This is a genomic window from Streptomyces virginiae (genome assembly GCF_000720455.1).
Taxonomy (GTDB): domain Bacteria; phylum Actinomycetota; class Actinomycetes; order Streptomycetales; family Streptomycetaceae; genus Streptomyces; species Streptomyces virginiae.
The window spans coordinates 110816-132434 of sequence record NZ_JOAK01000011.1 but is presented as its reverse complement, the minus strand read 5'-3'; the positions used below and the strand labels follow the sequence as shown (position 1 = coordinate 132434).

Below are 21619 nucleotides of genomic sequence, written 5' to 3'. Positions count from 1 at the left end.
GTCGTACCCCGCCCGGCTCCGCGGGAAAAGCCGGGGCGGACCAGTCGGGGGAATCGCCGGGTCCGGGGGCCGGACCCGGGCCGGAAAAGGGGGACGGCCGGAGCCCCCGCACAGTGGGCTCCGGCCGTCGGCTCTTCGGCCGTACGAGATCAGATGTCGAGGCCGGTCAGGACCAGGACCCGCTCGTAGGTGTAGTCGTCCATCGCGTAGCGGACGCCCTCGCGGCCCACGCCGGACTGCTTGACGCCGCCGTACGGCATCTGGTCGGCGCGGTAGGACGGCGCGTCGCCGATGACCACGCCACCGACCTCGAGCTCGCGGTGGGCGCGGAACGCGGTCTGGACGTTGCGGGTGAAGACGCCGGCCTGCAGGCCGAACTTCGAGTCGTTCACCGCGGCGAAGGCCTCGTCGGTGTTCTCGACCCGCAGCAGGGTGAGGACCGGGCCGAAGACCTCCTCGGTGGCGAGCTTGACGCCGTCCGGGACGTTCGCCAGGACGGTCGGCTCGTACGAGGCGCCCTCGCGCTTGCCGCCGGTGAGCAGCTTGGCGCCCGCGGACACGGCCTCGTCGACCCAGGACTCGACGCGCTCGGCGGCGGCCTGGGAGACGAGGGGGCCGACGTCGGTGGCGTCGTCGTTCGGGTCGCCGGTGACCTGCGCCTGGACCTTCGCGACGACCTTCTCGACGAGACGGTCGTAGACGGAGGCGTCGGCGATCACGCGCTGCACGGAGATGCAGGACTGGCCGGCCTGGTAGTTCGAGAAGGTCGCGATGCGGGTCGCGGCCCAGTCGAGGTCGGCCTCGGAGGACCAGTCGTCCAGGACGACGGCCGCTGCGTTGCCACCGAGCTCCAGGGTGCAGTGCTTGTGGGGCACCGACTGCTGGATGGCGTAGCCGACGGTGTCGGAGCCGGTGAAGGAGATGACGGGGAGGCGCTCGTCCTTGACCAGGGCGGGCATCTTGTCGTTCGCGACCGGCAGGACCGACCAGGAGCCGGCCGGGAGGTCGGTCTCGGCGAGCAGCTCGCCGAGGATCAGGCCGGACAGCGGGGTGGCCGGGGCCGGCTTGAGGATGATCGGCGCGCCGACGGCGATGGCCGGGGCCACCTTGTGGGCGCACAGGTTCAGCGGGAAGTTGAACGGCGCGATGCCGAGGACCGGGCCCTTGACGAAGCGGCGGGTCAGCGCGAGGCGGCCGACGCCGCCGGCGTCGGTGTCGAGGCGCTGGGCGTCGCCGCCGTTGAAGCGGCGGGCCTCCTCCGCGGCCAAGCGGAACACGGACACCGCACGGCCCACCTCACCGCGGGCCCACTTGAGGGGCTTGCCGTTCTCGGCGGAGATCAGCCGGGCGATCTCCTCGGTGCGCTCGGCGAGCCGCTTGGACACGTGGTCCAGGGCCGCGGCCCGTACGTGGGCGGGGGTCGCGGAGAATTCCGCCGTCACGGCGTACGCCGCGGCCACGGCCTCTTCGACCTGCTCGTCGGTGGGCACGCTGACCGTGCCGACCAGTCGGCCGTCCCACGGGGAGTGGACGTCGAAGCTGTCCTCGCCGGTGGCCTGGCGGCCGGCGAGCCAGAAGGCGTGGGTGGAAGTCATGCGAATCCCGGCCCTTCGGAAGTGTGCGGTGGGTCCTGACCCCTCCACCGTAGGACTCCCCGGGGGATTCGGCGTTTATCCGGGGTGTAGTACCTGCCGTCGGGGTCGCGCCGGTTTGTCACTGTCGCACCCGGGCGGCCCCACTGCGGCTCACTGGCCGGGGGCGGAGGTGGCCTTGAGGGCGAGCCACAGCTCCATGCGGACGTCGGGGTCCTCCAGGGAGCGTCCGAGGATCTCCTCGACCCGCTTCATCCGGTAGCGCAGGGTGTGCCGGTGCACGCCGAGGTCGGCGGCGGCAGCGTCCCACTGGCCGTGGCGGGAGAGCCAGGCCTGCAGGGAGGCGACCAGGTCGCCGCGGCCCGTCGCGTCGTGCTCGCGCAGGGCGCGCAGGGTGCCGTCCGCGAAGGCCCGTACCGCGTCGTCGGCCAGCAGCGGCAGGACCGAGCCCGCCGCCATGTCCTCGTGCTCCACCATCGGGCGGCCGCGCCGGCGGGCCACGGCGAGGGCCTGGTCGGCCTGCTTGAGGGCCGCCGCGACGCCGCCGGGCCCGGCGGGCGCGGACAGTCCGACCACCAGTTCGTCCGGTTCGGGGCCGGCCGCGTCCCGGCCGCGCCGGGCCTCCAGGGCTTCCGCGTGGTCCGCGCACGCCTGTACGGCCGAGCCCGCGTCGGAGGCGAGGACCACGAGCCGTCCCGGCTCCGGGACCACCAGCAGCGCCTCCCCGGTGCGGGCGGCCGCCGACTCCACGGTGTCGGTCAGCAGCGCCAGCCCCTCCGGCTGCGCCGTCCCCGCCAGCGCCGGTTCGGCCACGATCAGCCGGAACGGCGCGTCGAGCAGCGTCCCGTACAGGTCTCCGGCCACGGCCCGGGCGTGGTCGGGCTCCCCCGCCAGCAGCATGCGCAGCACCGCCGCCCCCAGCCGGGATTCGGCGTCGTGCAGCGAGCGCGACCGCTCGGTGGTGAGCGTCAGCAGCGCGACCGCAGAGTGCACGGCGTACCGCTCGGCCGTGCCCAGCGGGGCCCCGGTGCCGACGGCGAGCGCGCCCCGCGCCCGCCGGCCGGTGCCCAGGGACTGCAGCTCGACGCGGTCCTCGGAACCTCCCACCACGGCGCTCGCGGGCGCCGGCCGCTCCCGCAGCCGCTCGACGTCGGGGGTCAGCCGGGCGGCGCGGCGCGCGGCCCATTCGGGGGCGGCCGCCACGACCGCGCCGGAGGTGTCGTAGAGCGCCGCCCAGCCGTGCACGTGCGCCGCGAGCCTCGCCAGCAGCTCGGCGGGCCCGTCGGCGGAGAGCGCGGCGCGCGTCAGTTCGCGCTGCGCCTCGAAGCCGGCGGTCACCGCCCGGTACTGGTCCGCCGCGAGCGCCGCGGAGACGGCCTTGCTGATCGCCAGGAAGGGCGTCCGGCGCGGCACTTCGAGCAGCGGCATGTCCTCGCGCCGCGCGGCGTCGACCAGCGCGTCGGGGACCGCCTCGTAGTTGACGCCGATCGCGAAGCCGATGCCGACCACTCCGGCCGCGGCGAGGCGGCGTACGTAGCGGCGCATCTCCTCCGGGTCGTCCGCGTCCAGCTTCATCGCGGTGATCAGGAGCAGCTCCCCGCCCTCCATATAGGGGACGGGGTCGGCCAGCTCGCTGACGTGGGCCCAGCGCACGGGGGTGTCCAGGCGGCTCTCCCCCGCCCGGACGCTGAGCTTGAGCGCCGAATGCTGGACGAGTGAGGCGAGGGTCAGCGGCATCGGTTACCAGGGGCCTTAGCGGGAGGGGGGCGGTGGAGGAGGAGCCGCCGACGCTTTTCGCCGTGTCGTACGAACGACTCCCCTCGATTCTGCCACCTCGTACGGGTCGGGGCGCGGGTCAGGCCGTTCCGGCCAGGCGGACCAGCAGCGGGGCCGCCCGTTCGCCGCTGACCGAGGTCAGCGACAGCACCGCGTGCCCGGGCGGCACGGCGTGCGCCAGGTCCGAGGCGGACCAGCGCTCCCGTTCCACCTGCCGCACGGTCACCGCGTCCGTCGTGACCGCCTTGCCGGTGACGAGCTTGCGGAAGGCGTGGATCGCGCGGGTCAGGGGCTGGTCGGCGAAGACCGTGCGGTGGGTGACGTCGCGCGTCTCCACCCACTCGGTTCCCCAGGCCTCCGCGAAGCGCTTGCCGTCCCAGGTGGTGACCCCGGCGAAGGCCATCCGGCAGCCGACAGCCCCGAGCAGGGGCGTGCGCAGTGCCTCCGGTACGTCGTCCAGCGTGCGCAGCGTGAGCAGTACGCCGGCGTGCGCCGAGCGCAGCCGCTGGACGCCGCGCACGGTCTCCGCGGTCAGGGTGTGGGAGGCGTCGTCGAAGGCGAGGAAGGCGAAGAGGGAGCGGTCGGCGCGGGCGGCCGCGGCGGCGTTGAACTGGGCGAGCAGCAGCCGGGCCAGCATCCGGGAGGCGTCGGCGTGGCCGCGTTCGGGCAGGTCGACGCGGACCCGGATCGGGTGTTCCAGCGCGCGCAGCGAGAACGGCCGCCCCTGCCCGGTGGTGTCGAAGAACCCGGCGAAGGCGGGCCGGTCCAGCAGGGCGACCCGGTCGGCGAGGGCCGGTCCGGGGTCACCGTGCGCCCCGTGCTGGCGGGTGCGGGCGTCGAGCTCGCGCAGCATCGCCTGCTGTGCGCCGTCGGCGGCGAGCTCGCGGCGCAGGGCGTCGAAGGCGGCCGGGACCTGGTCGAGCAGCTCGCGCAGCTCGGGCACGGCGGGGAAGCGGCCGTAGGCGGCCCGGAACGGCCCGAGGAGCTGGGCGAGGGCGGTCGCCGCACGGCGTACGTCGATCCCGGGGACGTCTCCGACGAAGGCTTCGGCGAGCAGGGTCGCGGCCTCGTCGGGGTCGGTGGTACCGCCGTAGAGGTCGAGGTCGTAGACGGATCCGGGGTCGCCGATGCGGACCACGACGTCGTAGGCGGCGTCCGGCCCGAGCTGGGCCCCGGCGGCGCCGACGGCGACGACTGCGGCCTGGCCGGCGAGCGCCTGGAGGGCGAGGGACTCCACGACGGGCCGCACCAGACGCTGCGTCTTGCCGGTGCCGGAGGGGCCGACGGCGAGCAGGGAGGTGCCGAGCACGTCGGGGTCGAGCGCGAGGGAGGTGCCGCGGCGGGCGTAGGGGTTGCGGACGCCGTCCTCGACGGTGCCGAGCAGCACCTGCCGGGCCAGCAGGTCGTGCCGGGCGGCCCGCACGGGCAGGTCCCGGTCCCCGGAGGGGTGCACGCAGGCCCCGGCGCCCTTGTCCCGGACGGAGTCGGCGAAGGCGCGCATCCGCGAGGGGTCGACGCGCACGGAGTCCCAGGCCCGCTGGATGCGCGCGTAGTCCACGTCGTTCATCCGCCCGCCCCCGGCCTCCCCTTCGAGCCGATCGGCCACCTCCACAAGCCCGGCCCCCCGCAACTGCGGCCACCGCACGGGATCCTCTGCGGGTGGGTGCTGCGCCGCGAGTCCGGCGGGGGCCGCCGCGGCAGTGGTCGCCGGCGGTGCGGATCGGCCGCGCGGGCCTCGCCACCCTGCCAGCCGGAGGAAAAGGTAGACGACGGGTCCGTACAACACCACGAACAGCAGGTTGACGGTGAGCGTGGCCGCTCTCCCCAGCTCGGGGTAGGGAAGGTGGCTGAACACCAGGTCGTCTGCGGGCAGGGTCCTCGTCGCGATGAGCATTGCGACGAACAGGGCTACGGCTGCCGCGCCGGCGACACGAGCCCCGGAGCCGCGGGCCGCGACGAGCCTTTCGAAGGCCAGGCTCCAGGAGCCCAACCGGCTGAACCAGAAGACCAGCGCTCCTGTCAGCAGCAGTTCGTAGACCTGCAGTGCAGCTCTGCCCCGGTGGTCGGCGGCTCCGCCCCCGAACTCCCACCAGTCCCGGGGAGTGAAGAGCTTCAACGGCACTTCGGCGTAGGGGATGTAGTTGTTGGTCAGCAGGGACCAGAGCAGGACGCATGCCAGAAACGAGATGACCGCACCGATCAGCAGCGATCGGTCGGTGGCGGCCTCCGCCTCCTCCCCCTTCCGGGGTTCGTACCCGAACCGCCAGACGCCCGGTTCGGCCTGCGGTCGTGGGGCACGGGCCCAGTCCGCGAGCGTGGGGCCCACAGCCGGCGCGTGGACCGGCTTCGGCGGGGCCGGGGGGACGTGCGGCGGGGCCGGTGGAGGCGTGGTCGGTCTGGGGACGTGGCCTCGTCGCGTTGCCTGTCCGTCGTACGTGCCCTCGGTGTCCATGAACCCCTGCCCCCTGCCCATCCCTTGCCCTGCGGCGCTCAATCTAGTGCCCGGCCCGGTGCTTGGGGGCGCGCTGCGCCCGTACCCGGTGCTGATCCACGAGACACGTACCGCGTCCTTCCTATGGCCGTCGCGGACAAGGACACGCTGAGATCACTACCGAACGGAGCATGCAGGACCCCCGCTCCCGGGCCTAGCCTGCGGACAAAGACACAAGTGCGTCCGAAAACACCCCCCAGGAGCCCTCTATGACCGCTGTCCCGCAGGAGCGCAAGATCGTCACCGCGATCCCCGGCCCCAAGTCGCAGGAGCTGCAGGCCCGCCGCCTGCAGACCGTGGCCGGCGGCGTGGGCTCCGTGCTGCCCGTCTTCACGGCCCGCGCGGGTGGCGGCATCATCGAGGACGTCGACGGCAACCAGCTGATCGACTTCGGCTCCGGCATCGCCGTGACCTCCGTCGGCGCCTCCGCCGAGGCCGTCGTGCGCCGCGCCTCCGCGCAGCTCGCCGACTTCACCCACACCTGCTTCATGGTCACCCCCTACGAGGGCTACGTCGAGGTGTGCGAGGCCCTCGCCGAGCTGACCCCGGGCGACCACGCCAAGAAGTCGGCCCTGTTCAACTCCGGCGCCGAGGCCGTCGAGAACGCCGTCAAGATCGCCCGTTCGTACACCAAGCGCCAGGCCGTCGTCGTCTTCGACCACGGCTACCACGGCCGCACGAACCTGACGATGGCGCTGACCGCGAAGAACATGCCGTACAAGCACGGCTTCGGTCCGTTCGCCCCCGAGGTCTACCGCGTCCCGGTCGCCTACGGCTACCGCTGGCCCACCGGCGCCGAGAACTGCGGCCCCGAGGCCGCCGCCCAGGCGATCGACCAGATCAGCAAGCAGATCGGCGCCGAGAACGTCGCCGCGATCATCATCGAGCCGGTCCTCGGCGAGGGCGGCTTCATCGAGCCGGCCAAGGGCTTCCTGCCGGCGATCGTGAAGTTCGCCAACGAGAACGGCATCGTCTTCGTCGCCGACGAGATCCAGTCCGGCTTCTGCCGCACCGGCCAGTGGTTCGCGTGCGAGGACGAGGGCATCGTCCCGGACCTGATCACCACCGCCAAGGGCATCGCGGGCGGTCTGCCGCTCGCCGCCGTGACCGGCCGCGCCGAGATCATGGACGCCGCCCACGCGGGCGGCCTGGGCGGCACCTACGGCGGCAACCCGGTGGCGTGCGCCGGTGCGCTCGGTTCCATCGAGACCATGAAGGAGCTCGACCTCAACGCCAAGGCGAAGAAGATCGAGGCCATCATGAAGGCCCGCCTGACGGCCATGCAGGAGAAGTACGAGATCATCGGCGACATCCGCGGCCGCGGCGCCATGATCGCGATCGAGCTGGTCAAGGACCCGGTCTCCAAGACCCCGTTCCCGGAGGCGGCCGGCGCGCTCGCCAAGGCCTGCCACGCCGAGGGCCTGCTCGTCCTCACCTGCGGCACCTACGGCAACGTGCTCCGCTTCCTCCCGCCGATCGTCATCGGCGAGCACCTGCTGAACGAGGGCCTGGACCTGATCGAGGCCGCGTTCGCGGCCATCGGCACGGAGATCTGAGCCACGGTCGGCACGACCACCCGCTCGAACGACTAGAACGTCCGAGCGCAGTGACCGCCCCTCGTACCGACGGTAACGGGCGGGCGCTGTGAAGAAGGTGTGGGGGGCCGATGGCGGGAGCGCGTTCCTGCTGTCGGTCCCCCTTCCGCTGCCGTACGGTTTCTGCAGATGAGTGAAACAGCCCGCTCCCGGGAGACCGGGGGCGATACCGGTACCGGGCTTCCCCAGCGCCGTACCGGGCATGCGTTCGCGCACACTCCTCACCGATCGGACAGCCGACCGCCCCAAACCCCCCGGGGCGTCCGGCAACCCGGTCCGGGCGGCCGTCCCGGAACCATCCCCCCTGTTCCGGGACGGCCGGCCACCCTTTCCGGCGAACTCGCCGCCTGCGCGCTCTGCGCACTCCTCTTCGCCCTGATCACCTGGCAGGTCCTGGTGCGGGGCCCGCTGCTGTCCTGGGACGCCCGGCTGAGCGGCGCGCTGGTGCGCTCCGTCCCCGACGCGGTCACCGAGGGCCTCTCCGACCTCGGGAACATCCCGGTCGCACTGCCCGTGCTGCTGCTCGCCGCCGCGTACGCCGCCCTGCGCGGGAACCGCCGCGGCGCCGTGGCCGCGGCGGTGGCGATGGCCCTGGTGCCGGCCCTCGTCGTCCCGCTGAAGGAGTGGACCGCCCGCCCCGGCCCGCTGGAGCCGTGGGCCGCGGGCTATTTCCCCTCGGGCCACACCGCGACGGCCTTCGTCGCGTACGCCGGCGCGGCCCTGCTGCTGCGGCCGCACCTGGGCCGGTGGTGGCCGGCGGCCGCCGCCCTCGTGCTCACGGGGGCGACGGCCGTCGGGCTGGTGCTGCGGGGGTTCCACTGGCCGCTGGACGTGCTGGCCAGTCTGCTGATGTGTACACCGCTGCTGCTGGCGGTCAGACGGTCCTGCCGTAGTACGCGTCGAAGTTCCGGCTGAACTCGCCGCCTCCGAAGCGGTCCCAGTTGATCGACCAGGTCATCAGGCCGCGCAGGCCGGGCCAGGTGCCGTGGGTCTGGTAGGTGCCGCAGTCCGTCTTCTTCGTCAGGCAGTTCAGGGCCTTGGTCACCTCGGCCGGCGAGGTGTGGCCGTTGCCCGCGTTCGTCGTGGCGGGCAGCCCGATCGCGACCTGGTCGGGGCGCAGGCCCGGGAAGACGCGGGCGGTGTTGCCGGCCACCGGGAAGCCGGTGAGCAGCATGTCGGTCATGGCGATGTGGAAGTCGGCGCCGCCCATGGAGTGGTACTGGTTGTCGAGGCCCATGATCGGGCCGGAGTTGTAGTCCTGGACGTGGAGCAGCGTGAGGTCGTCGCGCAGGGCGTGGATGACCGGGAGGTACGCACCGGCGCGCGGGTCCTGGCCGCCCCAGGGGCCGGAGCCGTAGAACTGGTACCCGAGCTGGACGAAGAAGGTCTCCGGGGCCATGGTGAGGACGAAGCCGGGGCCGTAGCGGGCCTTCAGGGACTTCACGGCGGAGATCAGGTTGACGATGCCCGGCGTGGTGGGGGCGCGGAAGTCGGTGTCCCCGGTGGCCAGGGAGAGGGAGTGGCCCTCGAAGTCGATGTCCAGGCCGTCGAGCCCGTACTCGTCGATGATCTTGCCGACGGAGGAGACGAAGGTGTCGCGGGCGGCGGCGGTCGGGAGCTGGACCTGGCCGTTCTGGCCGCCGATGGAGATCAGCACCTTCTTGCCGGCGGCCTGCTTGGCCTTGACGGCCGCCTTGAACTCCGCCGGTGATTCGACGTTCGGGCATTCCGTGACCGGGCAGAGCCGGAAGCGGATGTCGCCCGAGGTCACCGAGGTCGGCTCGCCGAAGGCGAGGTTGATGACGTCCCAGGCGGCGGGCACGTCGGCCATCCGGAGGTAGCCGGAGCCGTTGGCGAAGCTCGTGTGCAGGTAGCCGACGAGCGCGTGCGCGGGGAGCCCGCCGCCCCCTCCGCCGCCGCTGCCCGTCGTCGTCGCGGAGACGGGGGCGCTCAGCGGGGACTCGCCCGCCGCGTTCACCGCGCCGACCCGGAAGGTGTAGGCGGTGGAGGCGGCGAGGCCGGTCACCGTCGCCGAGGCGGCGGTGACCGGCAGGGGTGCGGCGCCGTCCCGGTGGACGGTGTACGACGTGGCGCCGGGCACCGCCGTCCAGGACAGCAGGACCGAGCTCGACGAGACCGCCGAGGCGGTCAGGCCGGTGGGGGCGGCCGGGGGCTGGGGCTGGCCGGGGCCGCCGGGGTCGGGGCCCACCAGGGTGACGTCGTCGGTGACATGGGCGGGCTGGCCGTACCAGCCGTGGGTGTAGACGGTGACCGAGGTGGTGGACGGGCCGGTGCGGAAGCTGGTCGTCAGCTGCTTGAAGGCACCCGGGCTCTGCGTCCAGGCCGACACGTCGGTGGTGCCGGTCCCGCTCGCGCCGAGGTAGACGTACGCGCCCTGCACCCAGGCGCCGAGCGTGTACGTGGAGTCCGGCTTGACGGTGACGCTCTGGGAGCAGCGGGCGTTGTCCTGGGCGGCCGGGGTGGCCTTCAGGGCGGAACTTCCGCCGTGGACGGGCGCGGTGACGGCGGCTCCGCTGCCGCCCGAGCAGCTCCAGCCGTCGAGTCCGGCTTCGAAGCCGCCGTTGCGGACGAGGTCGGCGTCCGCGGCCGCGGCCGCGGCCGGCGGGCCCGCGGCGAGGAAGCCGGCCGCCGCGAGGACGGCGGCCGTGAGGAGGGACCGGGTTCTGCGCACAACTGCCTCCGGGACGTGGGGGGATGGAGCCAGGCTGCCGGAACGGGAACAGCGGCGCCCAAGATGGTCCAGACCAATCCCCTTGTCAAGGGTTCCGGCACTCCCCCACCAGCGCGCGTGCGGCGGCCTCGTGCATGGCGAGCTCCAGCAGGACCGGGTCCGTGAGGGTCCCCTCCCCGTCCGGGAGCACCGTCCAGCGCACGCCTCCGGTCGCCCGTCCCGGGTACGGGACCACGATCCACGCCCCGCGCCCGGCTCCCCGTACGCCCGTGCCGATCCAGTGGGAGGCGGTGCCCGCGGGCACGAAGAAGCCCAGCCGCGATTCGCCGAAGTCGGCGAGCACCGGGCCGGGCCGGTCGGTGAGCAGGGCGAGCACGTCGAGGGTGGCCTGCCCCAGCTCCCCCGGCAGGATCAGCACGTCCCAGAGCCGGCCTGCGGGCAGGAGGGCGACCCCGAGGGGGTTGCGCTCCCATGCCCGTCGGCAGGCGTCGGGATCCGGCGCCGCCGATGCCAGCCATTCCACCGCAGTCTTGTCCCCCGGGGTCGTCATCGCCCGGCCTCCGTTCCCTGTAGATGAGGCGTTCTCACCTGCAGAGAGCGGGGCCGGGCCCGGCTATGACGCGGGTTGCGTTACTCCGTGGTAGTGAATCGGGTCACACGGCGAAGGGGCCCGGGCGCGCCGGGGAGCGGGCGGTCGGCTCAGCTGTCGAAGCCGAGGCCCAGCTTGTCCATCGCCTTCAGCCACAGGTTGCGGTGCCCGCCCCGGGCGTCCGCGCGGGCCAGCGACCACTTGGTGAGGGCGATCCCGGTCCAGGCGAACGGCTCGGGCGGGAACGGCATCGGCTTGGACTTCACCATCTCCAGCCGGGTGCGCTCGGTCGAGAGCCCGTCGAGCAGGTCCAGCATCACGTCCGCGCCGAAGCGGGTGGCGCCCACTCCGAGGCCGGTGTAGCCGGCCGCGTACGCCACCTTGCCGGAGTGCGCCGTTCCGAAGAAGGCGGAGAACCGCGAGCAGGTGTCGATGGCGCCGCCCCACGCGTGGCTGAACTTCAGCCCCTCCAGCTGGGGGAAGGCGGTGAAGAAGTGTTCCGCGAGCCGGAGGTAGGTCTCGGGGCGGTGGTCGTACTCGGAGTCGAGCTTGCCGCGGTAGGGGTAGATCGCGTCGTAGCCGCCCCACAGGATCCGGTTGTCCTTGGTGATCCGGAAGTAGTGGAACTGGTTGGCGCTGTCGCCTAGGCCCTGGCGGTTCTTCCAGCCGATCGCGGCCAGCTGCGCGTCGTCCAGCGGCTCGCTCATCAGGGCGTAGTCGTAGACCGGGACGGTGAAGGGACGGATCCGCCGGACCAGCGACGGGAAGATGTTGGTGCCCAGGGCGACCCGGCGGGCGAGGATCGTGCCGTAGGGGGTCTGCACGGTCATCCCGCGTCCCGCAGGGGCGAGCTTCAGGCCGCGGGTGTTCTCGTAGATCCGCACCCCGAGGTCGAGGCACGCCCGCTTGAGGCCCCAGGCCAGCTTCGCCGGGTTGAGCATGGCGACGCCGTCGCGGTCCCACAGGCCCGCGAGGAAGGTCGGGGAGTCGACCTCGGCGCGCACGGCGTCGCGGTCGAGCCATTCGGACCCGCCGGCCAGGCCGAGGCGGAGCGCCTCCTCGTGGAGTTCGCGCAGCTCCTCGACCTGGTGGGGTTCGGTGGCGACGTCGATCTCGCCGGTGCGCTCGAAGTCGCAGTCGATGCCGTAACGGGCGACGGCCTCCTCGATGGCGTCGAGGTTGCGGGCGCCCAGCTCCTCCAGCTTCGCCAGCTCGCCGGGCCAGCGGGCGATGCCGTTACCCAGGCCGTGGGTGAGGGAGGCGGCGCAGAAGCCGCCGTTGCGTCCGGAGGCGGCCCAGCCCGCCTCCTTGCTCTCGATCAGTACGACGTCCCGCCCGGGGTCGCGCTCCTTGGCGAGCAGCGCGGTCCACAGACCGCTGTAGCCGCCGCCGATGACCAGCAGGTCGCAGCGCTCGTCGGAGGTCAGCGCCGGCTCGGCGGCCGGCTTGCCCGGGTCGTCCAGCCAGTACGAGACCGGCTTCGCTTCGGAAAGTGATGCAGCAACACTACGCATGGCGACTGGGGCCATGGCTTCCAACTCCCTACGGAACTGATGACGTGCTTTTCCGAATTACTTCGGTTGTGCCTTCTTGCGGCGGTTGCCGACCGTCTGGCCGGCGAGGACCACCAGCACCGCGATGACGAACATCGCCGTGCCGATGACGTTGATCTGCACGGGCGTACCGCGCTGGGCCGATCCCCACACGAACATGGGGAAGGTGACGGTGTTGCCCGAGTTGAAGTTGGTGATGATGAAGTCGTCGAACGAGAGCGCGAAGGAGAGCAGCGCGCCCGCCGCGATACCGGGTGCCGCGATCGGCAGGGTCACTCGCAGGAAGGTCTGCACCGGCCCGGCGTAGAGGTCGCGGGCGGCCTCCTCCAGCCGCGGGTCCATGGACAGGACGCGGGCCTTGACCGCGGCGACGACGAAGCTGAGGCAGAACATGATGTGGGCGATCAGGATCGTCCAGAAGCCCAGCTGGATGCCCATGTTGAGGAAGAGCGCGAGCAGCGAGGCCGCCATCACGATCTCCGGCATGGCCATGGGCAGGAAGATCAGCGAGTTGACCGCGCCGCGCGCCCTGAAGCGGTAGCGCACCAGCGCGAAGGCGATCGCGGTGCCCAGGGCGGTCGCGGCGAGCGTGGACCACAGGGCGATCTGGAGCGAGAGTCCGAGGGAGCCGCACATGTCGGCGACGCCGCAGGGGTCCTTCCACGCGTCGAGCGAGAACTCCTGCCAGGCGTAGTTGAAGCGCCCGGAGGGGTTGTTGAAGGAGAAGACGGTGACGACGACGTTGGGCAGGATCATGTACGCGAGGGTGGTGAGGCCCGCGATCACGACCAGGTTGCGCCGCAGCCAGGTGAGGGGGGTGCGCATCAGACCAGGTCCTCCGTCCCCGCTCGGCGGATGTAGATGGTGACCATGATCAGCACGATGGCCATGAGAATGAAGGACAGCGCGGCCGCCGTCGGGTAGTCGAGGATCCGCAGGTACTGCGACTGGATGACGTTGCCGATCATCCGGGTGTCCGTGGAGCCGAGCAGTTCGGCGTTCACGTAGTCGCCGCTGGCCGGGATGAAGGTGAGCAGGGTCCCGGAGACCACGCCCGGCATGGAGAGCGGGAAGGTGACCTTCCGGAAGACCGTGGCGGGGCGGGCGTACAGGTCCCCGGCCGCCTCGTGGAGGCGGGTGTCGATGCGCTCCAGCGAGGAGTACAGCGGCAGGATCATGAAGGGGAGGAAGTTGTACGTCAGGCCGCAGACGACCGCGAGCGGCGTGGCCAGCACCCGGTCCCCCTCGGTCATGCCGAGCCAGCTGGTGACGTCGAGGAAGCCGATGGCGTTGAGGCCGGCGACCACCGGTCCGCCGTCGGCCAGGATCGTCTTCCAGGCCAGCGTGCGGATCAGGAAGCTGGTGAAGAACGGGGCGATGACCAGGACCAGGAGCAGGTTGCGCCAGCGGCCCGCCTTGAAGGCGATCAGGTAGGCCAGCGGGTACCCCAGCAGCAGGCACAGCGCGGTGGCGGTGCCGGCGTAGAGCAGGGAGCGCAGGAACTGCGGCAGGTACTCGGTGAAGGCGTCCCAGTAGGTCTGGAAGTGCCAGGTGACCTCGAAGCCCTCTTCGAGGGAGCCGGTCTGCACCGAGGTGGAGGCCTGGTAGACCATCGGCAGGACGAAGAAGACCAGCAGCCACAGGATGCCGGGGAGCAGCAGCCAGTACGGGACCAGCCGCTTGCGCACGGACGGCTTGTGGACCGGGGGTTCGGTGGGGGCGGGCGCCTGGGGCGGCGCGGCGGTGGCGGTCACGCGCTCTCCTCGACCGTCTCGATGCCCGCGTCGATGTCCTGGTCGGCGTCGAGGCCGAAGGTGTGCTCCGGGTTCCAGTGCAGGACCACCTCGGCGCCCGGGACCAGGCGGCCGTCGCGCTCGATGTTCTGGACGTAGACCTCCAGCTCGGGGCAGACGGGGCTGTCGATGACGAACTGCGTGGAGACTCCGATGAAGGAGGAGGCGGCTATGCGACCGGTGATCTTGTTCCGGCCCGTCGCGATGGCGTTCTCCTCCGCGGCCGGGACCAGGGACACCTTCTCCGGGCGCACACCGACCAGCAGCTTTCCGCCGGTGCGGGGCGTGGTCGAACATCGTGCGGCGGGGAGCCGGAGGGTGGTGCCGGAGGCCGAGACCACGACGTCGGGGCCGGCGGACTCCACGGAGGCCTCGATGAGGTTGGAGGTGCCGAGGAAGTTGGCGACGAAGGTGGTCCGCGGGTTCTCGTAGAGCTCGGCGGGGGCGCCCAGCTGCTCGACGCGGCCGCCGTTCATCACGGCGACCGTGTCGGCCATGGTCATGGCCTCCTCCTGGTCGTGCGTGACGTGCACGAAGGTGATACCGACCTCGGTCTGGATCCGCTTGAGTTCCAGCTGCATCTGGCGGCGCAGCTTGAGGTCGAGGGCGCCGAGCGGCTCGTCGAGGAGCAGCACCTGCGGGTGGTTGATCAAGGCGCGGGCGACGGCGACGCGCTGCTGCTGGCCGCCGGAGAGCTGGTGCGGCTTGCGCTGGGCGAACTGGCCGAGCTGGACCAGGTCCAGCATGTCGTCGACCTGCTTCTTGACCGACTTGATGCCGCGGCGGCGCAGGCCGAAGGCGATGTTCTCGAAGATGCTCAGGTGCGGGAACAGCGCGTAGCTCTGGAAGACCGTGTTGACCGGGCGCTTGTACGGCGGCAGGTCGGTGACCTCCCGGTCGCCGAGGTGGACCGTGCCGGTGGAGGGCTCCTCCAGCCCGGCGATCATGCGCAGGGTGGTGGTCTTGCCGCAGCCGGAGGCGCCGAGCAGGGCGAAGAAGGAGCCCTGGGGGATCGTCAGGTCCAGCGGGTGCACGGCGGTGAAGGTGCCGTAGTGCTTGCTGATCCCGGAGAGGCGGACGTCGCCGCCCGCGGTCTTGTCAGTCATGGATGGTCCCGGGGTTGGGTGGGCGAAGAGGTCAAGGGGAGGAGCGGGCGCGGTGCGGCGCCGGCCGTTACGCGCCGATGAGCTTGGCGAACTTCTCCTCGTACGCCGTTTCTTCCTCACTGGTGAGGGAGCGGAAGGCGTGGGACTTGGCGGTCATCGCCTTGTCCGGGACGATCAGGGTGTTCTCCGCGAGCTCGGCGTCGATCTTCGCGAGCTCCTCGCCCACGCCCTCGACGGGGCAGACGTAGCTGATGTACGCGGCGAGCTGGGCTGCGACCGGGAGCTCGTAGTAGTAGTCGATGAGCCGCTCCGCGTTGGCCTTGTGCCGGGCCTTGGTGGGGACCAGCAGGTTGTCGCTGGAGGTGATGTAGCCGGCGGCGGGGATGGCGAACTTGATGTCCGGGTTGCCGGCCTGGAGCTGGATGACGTCGCCCGCCCAGGCGAGGCAGGCGGCGAGGTCGCCCTTGTCCAGGTCGGAGGTGTAGTCGTTGCCCGTGAAGCGCCGGATCTGGTTCTTGTCCACGCCCTTCTGGAGCCGGCCTATCGCCTCGTCGAAGTCCGCGTCGGTGAAGGAGGCGGGGTTCTTGCCCTGGTCGAGCATGGTCATGCCGACGCTGTCGCGCATCTCCGTCAGGAAGCCGACGCGGCCCTTGAGGGAGGGGTCGTCGAGCATCTGGGTGACGGAGTCGACCTTCTTGCCGTCCGTCGCCTTCTCGTTGTAGGCGATGACGGTGGAGATGCCGGTCCAGGGGTAGCTGTACGCGCGGCCCGGGTCCCAGTCGGGGCTGCGGAACTGCGGCGACAGGTTGGCGTAGGCGTGCGGCAGGTGCGCGGGGTCGAGCTTCTGGGCCCAGCCGAGGCGGATGATGCGCGCGGCGAGCCAGTCGGTGACGACGATCAGGTCGCGGCCTGTGTCCTGGCCGGCCGCGAGCTGCGGTTTGATCTTGCCGAAGAACTCGACGTTGTCGTTGATGTCCTCGGTGTACTTGACCTTGATTCCGGTCCGCTTGGTGAACTCCTCCAGCGTGGGACGGGACTTCTCGTCCTCGCTGGTGTCCATGTACTCGGTCCAGTTGGAGAAGGCGATCTCCTTCTCCCGGTCCGAGTGGTCGTCGGAGACGGCGGCCGCGTCACCCTCCCGCTTGGCGGGCGGGATGCCGCACCCGGCGAGGGTGGACAGGCCGCCGAGGGTGAGCGCTCCGACTCCGGAGGCGCGCAGCAGCGAGCGGCGGGTGAGGGCGCCGCGCCCGCTGCCTATGCTGCGCCGCATCGCGGCGAGTTGCGCCGCCGAGAGGCGGTCGGGCTCGTACTGCTCCATGCGCTGTGGCCTTTCGGGAGGTGGACCGCTGGTCAGGCGGTGATCGGCTATCGGTCCCCGAAGATCGTGCGGTGCCAGTCCTTGGCCGCCACCGCTGTGTTGTCGTACATCACGTGCTTGACCTGCGTGTACTCCTCGAAGGAGTAGGCGGACATGTCCTTTCCGAAGCCGCTCGCCTTGTATCCGCCGTGGGGCATCTCGCTGATGATCGGGATGTGGTCGTTGACCCACACGCAGCCCGCCTTGATCTCGCGGGTGGCACGGCCCGCCCGGTAGAGGTCGCGGCTCCAGGCGGAGGCCGCGAGTCCGTACGGGGTGTCGTTGGCCAGCGCGATGCCCTCGTCGTCGCCGTCGAAGGGCAGGACCACGAGGACGGGGCCGAAGATCTCCGACTGGACCACCTCGCTGTCCTGGGCGGCGCCGGTGATGAGGGTGGGCCGGTAGTACGCGCCGTCGGCGAGCTCGCCGCCCGGGACCTCCCCGCCGGTGACGACGGTGGCGTAGCCGCGGGCGCGCTCGACGAAGCCGGCGACGCGGTCGCGCTGGGCGTGCGAGACCAGCGGGCCGAGGTCGGTGCCGGAGGCGAAGGGGTCACCGAGGCGGACGGTCTCCATCAGCTCGGCGACCCGGGCGACGAACGCGTCGTACAGGGGGCGCTGCACGTAGGCGCGGGTCGCGGCGGTGCAGTCCTGGCCGGTGTTGATCAGGGAGGCGGCGACGGCGCCGTGCGCGGCGGCCTCCAGGTCGGCGTCGTCGAAGACGAGGAAGGGGGCCTTGCCGCCCAGCTCCAGGTGCAGGCGCTTGACGGTGGCGGTGGCGATCTCCGCGACCCGCTTGCCGACGGCGGTGGATCCGGTGAAGGAGGTCATCACCACGTCGGGGTGGCCCACCAGGTGCTCGCCCGCGTCGCGGCCGGCGCCGGTGACGATGTTGATCACACCGTCGGGCAGGCCCGCGTCCTTGGCCGCCTGCGCGAACATCAGCGAGGTCAGCGGGGTGAGCTCGGCGGGCTTGAGCACGATGGTGTTGCCCGCCGCGATCGCCGGGAGGATCTTCCAGGCGGCCATCTGGAGCGGATAGTTCCAGGGGGCGATGGAGCCGACGACCCCGATGGCCTCGCGGCGTACGTAGGAGGTGTGGTCGCCCGAGTACTCGGCGGCGGCCTGCCCCTGCAGGTGACGGGCGGCGCCCGCGAAGAAGGCGGTGTTGTCGATGGTCCCCGGCACGTCGAACTCCGTGGACAGCTTGATCGGCTTGCCGCACTGCAGGGACTCGGCGTACGCGAAGTCCTCGGCCTGCTCCGCCAGTACGGCGGCCAGCCGGTGCAGGGCGTCGGAACGCTCGCCGGGGGTGGCGCCGGACCAGCCCGGGAAGGCCCTCTTGGCGGCGGCCACGGCCTCGTCGACGTCCGCGGTGCTCGCGAGCTCGTAGGTGAGGACCTCGTCGCCGGTGGCCGGGTCGACCACGGTGTGTGACCGACCGGAGGTGCCGGGCCTCAGCTGCCCGTCGATGTACTGCGCGCCGTCTGCGAAGCGGTCCTTGACCTGGAAGCGGTTGCCCATCACGCTCTCACGCTCTCCGTAGCTACAGTTCGAGCTACAGCTCGAATTGAGTGCCGATCCTGACAGAGGTGATGGCCTCGGCCAAGTGATTCCGTTGTTGCCTTTTGATTACGCGACGGAATCGGTCGACCATGTGTCGAGGCACGCCGGAAATCCCGTACGAAGTGTCAGTGGCGGGTGTCAGACTCGCGTGCATGGAAATGATCGACGACCTGATCAAGCAGGTCAGCCGCGGTGAGCGGGTGAAGTACCTGCCGTTCTGGGGGCACCGGCCGCGGCCCGACGGGAAGCTCGGTCCGAGCTGCCTGAGTCAGTGGTGGCCGTCCGCCTTCACTGTCGGTGACGTCCGTTATGCCACGGCAGAGCACTGGATGATGGCCGGCAAGGCCCGGCTGTTCGGGGACCCCGAGGCCGAGCGCGCCGCGGTGGGGGCGAAGAGCCCGGCCGAGGCGAAGAAGGCCGGGCGGCTGGTGCGCGGCTTCGACGACGCGACGTGGGAGCGGGAGCGGTTCGCCCTGGTCGTGGAGGGCAGTGTGCACAAGTTCGGCTCCGACCCGGCACTGCGCGCCTACCTGCTGGGCACCGGGGACCGTGTGCTGGTGGAGGCGAGCCCGATGGACCGGATCTGGGGCATCGGACTGGCCGCCGACGACGAGCGCGCCCTGGACCCGGCGCGCTGGCGCGGGCTGAACCTGCTGGGCTTCGCCCTGATGGAGGCCCGGGAGCGGCTGCGCGCAGGCGGCGTGTGAGGGTAATTGGCTGGCGGAGCCGGAAGGCCGCCGCCTAACGTGTTCCTCGTCCAGGTGCGAAGGCGAGACCTACTTCGACTCATAATCGGGCGGCCGCGGGTTCGAGTCCCGTCACCGGCTTCGGGCCGGTGTAGCTCAGCTGGTAGAGCACCTTGTGGTTTCGCCGGCCTTGTTCTCTGGACACCTACGTCACGCACCTCCCGGTGCGCAGGCTGCGGCTCCTTCTTTCGCAGAGAAACCCAGGCCGCCGCCACCTTGATCTCGGGAGGCCGCGTGGGGGATGTCCGGTGCGCAGGCGACGGCTACTTCCGGACCCGGAGGTCGTGGGTTCGAATCCCACCCGGCTCGTCACCCGCACGGGAACGGGCCGGTGGAGCAGTCAGGCAGCTCGCCGGGCATTGTCCGCCGCCGACTCCCGATCTCGGGCATCCCCTGCGCAACGCCTCCCCCGCTTCCATCGAATTCGGGGGGATTCACATGGCTCGCTTCAACCTGCGCGCGCTCAAGCCGGCGTCCGCCGCGCCCACTTCGCCGGTGCGCTCCACCGCACACGCCCGCACCGCCCAGGGCGGACCGGGCCGTCTGCGCGATCCGCGCTCCGAGCTCTTCCTGCTCGCCGTCGCCAACTTCGTGACGCAGCGCACCGCGTACGAGAGCGGCGAGGCGCGCGACGACCGGTTCGCCGCGCTCGTGCGCACCCTCGCCGTCGAGGAACCCGCCTGGACGGCCGGCCTGCTGGGCTGGCTGCGCGGGGACGCGAACATGCGCACCGCCTCGCTCGTCGGCGCCGCGGAGTACGTGAAGGCCCGGCTCGACGCGGGCGTCACCGACGGGCCGTCGAACCGCCGGGTCGTGGACTCCGTACTGCGGCGTGCGGACGAGCCCGGTGAACTGCTGGCCTACTGGACGGCCACGTACGGGCGCGCCGTGCCCAAGCCCGTCAAGCGCGGGATCGCCGACGCCGTGCGCCGGCTCTACTCCGGCGCCTCCCTGCTGAAGTACGACACCGACTCCAAGGCCTACCGCTTCGGTGACGTCCTCAACCTCGTGCACGCCTCCCCCGACCCGGACAGGCCCTGGCAGGGCGAGCTGTTCCGCTACGCCCTGGACCGCAGGCACAACCCGCAGACCGCGCAGGTCCCGGAGGGCGCCCGCACCCTCGCCGCGCACCGGGCGCTGATGGAGCTGCCGGTCTCCGAGCGGCGTGGCGTGGTCCTCGCCGCGGACGGCGCCGAGCGGCTGGCGGCGGCCGGCATGACCTGGGAGGCGCTGGCCGGCTGGCTGCAGGGGCCGCTGGACGCGGCCGCCTGGGAGGCGGTCATCCCGTCGATGGGGGCGATGGCGCTGCTGCGCAACCTGCGCAACTTCGACGAGGCCGGGGTCTCGGACGCGGTGGCCGCGCAGGTCGCCGCGAAGATCTCCGACCCGGAGGTCGTCGCCCGGTCCCGGCAGTTCCCCTTCCGCTACCTGGCCGCCTACCAGCACGCGCCCTCGCTGCGCTGGGCGTACCCGCTGGAGCAGGCGCTCGGCCATTCGCTGGCCAACGTACCGGCGCTGCCCGGCCGCACGCTGGTCCTCGTCGACCGTTCCGGGTCGATGTGGTCCCCGCTGTCGGACCGCTCCCGGCTCAACCGGGCCGACGCCGCGGCCGTCTTCGGAGCGGCGCTGGCACTGCGGGCCGAGCGTGCCGACCTCGTGCAGTTCGGCACGTCCAGCGCGGCGGTCCCCCACACCCGGGGCGAGTCCGTGCTGAAGGTGCTCGAACGGTTCGGGGACCTCGGTGGCACCTACACGGCCGAGGCCGTGAAGAAGCACTACCGGGACCACGACCGGGTGTTGATCGTGACGGACGAGCAGGCGGGCGCCTTCGGCCACAACGGGGACCCGACGCAGCACGTGCCGTCCGACGTGCCCGTCTACACCTGGAACCTGGCGGGTTACCAGGTGGGCCACGCCCCCTCGGGCAGCGGGAACCGGCACACCTTCGGCGGGCTCACGGACGCGGCCTTCCGGATGGTCTCGCTGATCGAGGGCGGCCGGAACGCCGACTGGCCGTGGCTTCAGACCCGTTCGTGAAGCCGTGAGTCCGAATACGGGCTCTCGCGGCGCGGGCTGTCCTCCCATTCGCCGTCGAGGAACGGGGCGAACATGGCGAACAACATCAGGAGGCCCAGCGCGATGCCGACCCCGCCCAGGATGATGCCGGCCAGGGCCATCCCGCCGTTGTCGGCTTCCCCGCGGTTGGCCTTGCCCTTGCCCAGGGCGCCGAAGACGACGGCGCCGATGCCGAGCGCCACGGCCATGAAGCTGGTGATGCAGCCCACGACCGCGAGGATGCCGAGGACGAGCGAGGTGATGCCGAAGCCGTTGCTGGGCCGGCGCCCGTACGGCGGGTACGCGCCGGGGAACGGGTACCCCTGCTGGGCGGGATACCCCGGATACCCGGGATACCCCGGATACCCGGGACCGGGATGTCCCGCGTCGCCGGGGTATCCGTAGCCGGGCTGGGCCGCCGGGTAGCCGTACGCCGCCGAGGCGGGGCCGGCCGCCGGCGCGCTCGCGGCGGGGCCGGGCGCGGCGGGGGTCGTCTGCTCGCCCGGCATCCCGGCGAGCGTCGGCTGGTCGTGCACGGACGGCGGGCCCGACACGCCCGGCGTGCCGTGCGTACCCTGCGACTTGCCCAGGTCCACCACGGGCCGCTCCGGCGGCGCCCACGGGTCCCGCGGCTCGGGACTGCTGTCGTTCATACGGAGCCCCCCTCTCTCGTACAGCCATGCTAAGCGCTGCCACCGACGGTCACGGC

Annotated in this window: 16 protein-coding genes; 4 read left to right on the top strand and 12 right to left on the bottom strand. The window is 71.9% G+C overall.

The window, feature by feature from the left end; genetic code table 11:
• Positions 1–149 precede the first annotated feature (149 nt).
• The 3 genes from IG86_RS0118720 to IG86_RS0118710 form a co-directional block, all read right to left on the bottom strand.
• Positions 150–1595 (bottom strand): aldehyde dehydrogenase family protein, encoded by a 1446-nt coding sequence (locus tag IG86_RS0118720; protein WP_030898126.1) that lies wholly within the window; start codon positions 1593–1595, stop codon positions 150–152.
• Between the two features lie 150 nt (positions 1596–1745).
• Positions 1746–3329, bottom strand: coding sequence for a PucR family transcriptional regulator (locus IG86_RS0118715; protein WP_030823876.1), 1584 nt, complete (start codon positions 3327–3329; stop codon positions 1746–1748).
• A gap of 118 nt (positions 3330–3447) precedes the next feature.
• On the bottom strand, positions 3448–5820 hold the full coding sequence (locus tag IG86_RS0118710; protein WP_030898122.1) for a hypothetical protein: 2373 nt from the start codon (positions 5818–5820) through the stop codon (positions 3448–3450).
• Positions 5821–6068: 248 nt separating this feature from the next.
• On the opposite strand from IG86_RS0118710, the gene gabT reads away from it, so the two are divergent.
• Positions 6069–7415: a 4-aminobutyrate--2-oxoglutarate transaminase gene (gene gabT, locus IG86_RS0118705; protein ID WP_030823871.1), complete on the top strand. Its 1347-nt coding sequence runs from the start codon at positions 6069–6071 to the stop codon at positions 7413–7415.
• A 168-nt stretch (positions 7416–7583) separates the two neighbouring features.
• A complete protein-coding gene (locus tag IG86_RS0118700; RefSeq protein ID WP_078905954.1) occupies positions 7584–8369 on the top strand; it encodes a phosphatase PAP2 family protein in 786 nt (261 codons plus the stop codon).
• Here the strand turns inward: IG86_RS0118700 and IG86_RS0118695 are convergent.
• From IG86_RS0118695 to IG86_RS0118660, 8 genes are all read right to left on the bottom strand, one after another.
• Positions 8329–10146, bottom strand: coding sequence for a chitinase (locus tag IG86_RS0118695; RefSeq protein WP_030898115.1), 1818 nt, complete (start codon positions 10144–10146; stop codon positions 8329–8331). The genes IG86_RS0118700 and IG86_RS0118695 overlap by 41 nt on opposite strands.
• Positions 10147–10231: 85 nt before the next feature.
• Positions 10232–10696 (bottom strand): hypothetical protein, encoded by a 465-nt coding sequence (locus IG86_RS0118690; RefSeq protein ID WP_030898112.1) that lies wholly within the window; start codon positions 10694–10696, stop codon positions 10232–10234.
• 149 nt (positions 10697–10845) lie between these two features.
• Positions 10846–12264 (bottom strand): NAD(P)/FAD-dependent oxidoreductase, encoded by a 1419-nt coding sequence (locus IG86_RS0118685; RefSeq protein ID WP_030823858.1) that lies wholly within the window; start codon positions 12262–12264, stop codon positions 10846–10848.
• 42 nt (positions 12265–12306) lie between these two features.
• Positions 12307–13113 (bottom strand): ABC transporter permease, encoded by an 807-nt coding sequence (locus IG86_RS0118680; RefSeq protein WP_030823855.1) that lies wholly within the window; start codon positions 13111–13113, stop codon positions 12307–12309.
• Positions 13113–14042 carry an ABC transporter permease gene (locus IG86_RS0118675; protein WP_030651072.1) on the bottom strand — a complete coding sequence of 310 codons (930 nt, stop codon included), beginning with the start codon at positions 14040–14042 and terminating at the stop codon, positions 13113–13115. The genes IG86_RS0118680 and IG86_RS0118675 overlap by 1 nt, the downstream gene beginning before the upstream one ends.
• Positions 14039–15187, bottom strand: coding sequence for an ABC transporter ATP-binding protein (locus IG86_RS0118670; protein WP_030823852.1), 1149 nt, complete (start codon positions 15185–15187; stop codon positions 14039–14041). Before IG86_RS0118670 ends, IG86_RS0118675 begins: the two co-directional genes overlap by 4 nt.
• 67 nt (positions 15188–15254) lie before the next feature.
• Positions 15255–16505, bottom strand: coding sequence for a polyamine ABC transporter substrate-binding protein (locus tag IG86_RS0118665; RefSeq protein WP_030823849.1), 1251 nt, complete (start codon positions 16503–16505; stop codon positions 15255–15257).
• Between the two features lie 47 nt (positions 16506–16552).
• Complete coding sequence (locus tag IG86_RS0118660) at positions 16553–18067, bottom strand: gamma-aminobutyraldehyde dehydrogenase (protein ID WP_030823846.1); 1515 nt, start codon at positions 18065–18067, stop codon at positions 16553–16555.
• A 194-nt stretch (positions 18068–18261) separates the two neighbouring features.
• On the opposite strand from IG86_RS0118660, the gene IG86_RS0118655 reads away from it, so the two are divergent.
• Both IG86_RS0118655 and IG86_RS0118650 read left to right on the top strand, forming a co-directional pair.
• On the top strand, positions 18262–18816 hold the full coding sequence (locus IG86_RS0118655; protein ID WP_030823843.1) for an NADAR family protein: 555 nt from the start codon (positions 18262–18264) through the stop codon (positions 18814–18816).
• A gap of 477 nt (positions 18817–19293) precedes the next feature.
• Positions 19294–20892 (top strand): TROVE domain-containing protein, encoded by a 1599-nt coding sequence (locus IG86_RS0118650; RefSeq protein ID WP_030823840.1) that lies wholly within the window; start codon positions 19294–19296, stop codon positions 20890–20892.
• On the opposite strand, the gene IG86_RS42310 is transcribed toward IG86_RS0118650, so the two are convergent.
• Positions 20877–21563, bottom strand: a complete 687-nt coding sequence (locus tag IG86_RS42310) for a DUF4190 domain-containing protein (protein ID WP_030823836.1) — start codon at positions 21561–21563, stop codon at positions 20877–20879. The two genes, IG86_RS0118650 and IG86_RS42310, sit on opposite strands and share 16 nt — an antisense overlap.
• Positions 21564–21619 lie beyond the last annotated feature (56 nt).